The sequence below is a fragment of the Cupriavidus sp. 05T313 genome, assembly GCF_056396665.1.
This window is the reverse complement of sequence record NZ_JBFTLX010000460.1, coordinates 1-2,313: the sequence shown is the minus strand read 5'-3', so window position 1 is coordinate 2,313 and position 2,313 is coordinate 1. Positions and strand designations below refer to the sequence as shown.

General features: G+C 64.0%; 2 protein-coding genes and 2 pseudogenes. 1 reads left to right on the top strand and 3 read right to left on the bottom strand.

The window, feature by feature from the left end:
* Positions 1-438 (top strand): annotated as a pseudogene (locus tag AC1DKD_RS40780) (YihY family inner membrane protein); the annotation flags it as partial.
* A gap of 8 nt (positions 439-446) precedes the next feature.
* Here AC1DKD_RS40780 and AC1DKD_RS40775 read toward each other — a convergent pair.
* The 3 genes and pseudogenes from AC1DKD_RS40775 to AC1DKD_RS40765 form a co-directional block, all read right to left on the bottom strand.
* Positions 447-764, bottom strand: coding sequence for an Mpo1-like protein (locus tag AC1DKD_RS40775; protein WP_477111040.1), 318 nt, complete (start codon positions 762-764; stop codon positions 447-449).
* 481 nt (positions 765-1,245) lie between these two features.
* Positions 1,246-1,807 (bottom strand): annotated as a pseudogene (locus AC1DKD_RS40770) (transposase); the annotation flags it as partial.
* A 324-nt stretch (positions 1,808-2,131) separates the two neighbouring features.
* A partial coding sequence (locus tag AC1DKD_RS40765) for a hypothetical protein (protein ID WP_477144697.1) occupies positions 2,132-2,313 on the bottom strand: 182 nt, incomplete at its 5' end.

Genomic DNA, 2,313 nt, shown 5'->3' with positions numbered 1-2,313 from the left:
CTGCTATACCGGGCACGGGACGAGGTGCCGCGCAGCGTCGGCGAACTCGACCTGGGCCGCAAGCTGCGGGTAGAGGCGGATTACCTGGCGGGCCTGCTGGGCAAGCTCAAGGCCATGCATCTGGTAGGCAGGCTGGCGCAGGAACGCGGCCAGGCCCATTGGGCGCTGCTGTGCGATCCCGGGCAGGTCACGCTGCGCACGCTGCACGACCGGCTGGTGCTGAACCTGCCGCGCCTGCCGCGCACGGCATTGGCGCAGCAGTTGCAAGGCGCCGATGCGCTCAAGCAGGTGCTGGACAACCCGCGACTGGACCAGCCGCTGGATGCGGTGTTCCGCCGGCAGCAACCGGAGGATGGCCCGGCGGTCCAGGAACGCCCAGCCGATTCCGCGCGCCGCACGCTGGAAGTGGTGCCGCCCGGCTGGCATGGCCAGGTCTGAATGCCCCCCTAGAAGGGAATCCTGCCACGCCAGATGTCGGCGTACATGACCCAGTCTCCCATCAGGCTGTAGAGCGGGTGGCGGAAGGTGGCGGGGCGGTTCTTCTCGAAGGCGAAATGGCCGACCCAGGCGAAGGCATATCCCGACACGGCGGCCGCTGCCAGCCACCACCAGTTGCCGCTGAGCAGGAGTGCAAGCAGGCACAGCAATGCCACGCTGGAGCCGGCGAAATGCAGGCGGCGGCAGATGGGATTGCGGTGCTCGTTCAGGTAGAAGGGATAGAAGGCGGCGAAATTCTCGAACTCACGGGGGTGGGCCTGGGGCATGGCGGGGGCCTGTGGGGTGTTCGGGGGCTTTTAGTTTAGGTGGGGGGTGACTGTCACTGCAACTGCTTACCGTCAAAGGCAACTGCGGTTTCACCACCCCTGCGGGGCGGCGACCTACTTTCTTGTCTTGCCAAGAAAGTAGGCAAAGAAGGCGCGCCGGATGGGGCGACACCCCCTCGGGCTTCGACGAAAAGAGCGGCCGGGACCCAAACTCGCATCGCCTTAAGGCGATGCTCAGACATGGGTCCCTCTTTTCCGCTCTTTTCGCCGAATCCCGAGGCGCCCCATACGGCCTTGGCACACCTTGACGGCTCGCTTCGCATCGCGCTTGGGTGTTTCCCGCCCCTTGGGGCGGGAAACACGGCTACCACAGTTGGTTGATCTTGCCGCTGGTTGGCTCCCCTCTCCCACTTGTGGGAGAGGGGCCGGGGGAGAGGGCGGGCGCTCGCTACGCCGCCGCAGCCTTCAACCTGCTGCTACCACTTTGCACCACGCCGTCCTCCCGCATCTTGACCCGCAGCGCGTCGAAGAACACCACCGGGTACATCACCTCAAGCGGGCGAGCCTGTCAGGCCGTGACTTCGTCCATCACCGCATCGGTCACTGAACTGATGAACTCGGGCGAGACCTCGGTGCGGTACTGCTCGGCCAGGAACGCCTGGGTCTCGCGCATGGTCATGCCCCGGGCATACATGGCGATGATCTTGTCATCGAAGCCGGTGAAGCGTCGCTCGTGTTTGGGGATCAGGATYGGGGCGAAGGTGCCATCCCGGTCGCGGGGGACCTCAACGCGCAGCGGCCCGTCGTCCGTGAGCACGGCTCTGGCGCTCTTGCCGTTGCGCTGGTTGGCCGTGCCGGCCGGGCGTTCGGCGCCCGGGGCATAGTGATGGCCCAGCTCCGCGTCCAGGGCGCGCTCGATCAGGGCCTTCTTGAACGCCATGGAGGCCTCCACGGCCTCGGTGGTCACGGGGCCTTTTACGAAATGGGCAATCAGGTCCTCGGGAATGGTCGGCAGCCTGTCTAGTCTTCATTTTGCGTGGCATGACATGCTCCTTAGCGACATGTTATGCCCTAAGCACAAAATTCCTGACAGGTCCGGCCGAGACGTTCACCGGCACCGCTGGTGTCCGTGTTCGGAACCATTGACGACTATCGTGCCCCACTTTGCACAAACGGAGCTCGCTAGAACCCGATCGCGAGGCGGGCACACGAGAAGGCACTATCGGACGAATCCGCGACCGATTCGGAATCTTCGCAAACAAAGCTGGATGCGCACTTGATACGCTACTTCCATCCAACTCCATCGCCGATGTCTTGGGGGGGCTCCCTGGCGGACTCTTCAACCCGCTAGTTTCGGCTCAACCGCCTCATGTGCGGGATGTGGCATTTTTTCCAGGGGGCGCGGTAGCCCTTGTCTTCGCGCCATAGACAAGCGATTGCGGGATAACGGAAAGAAGCGACGGGCAGTGCAGCATGGTGATCAGGTCATCAATGAAGCCGCTCTCGAGATGTCGATTGCTCGATGCGATGTTGCTTGTCGGCGCAATCC

What these genes read in the sequence shown, in the direction of transcription:
- AC1DKD_RS40775 (WP_477111040.1), bottom strand. Translation starts at nt 764, where the DNA reads ATGCCCCAGGCCCACCCCCGTGAGTTCGAGAATTTCGCCGCCTTCTAT.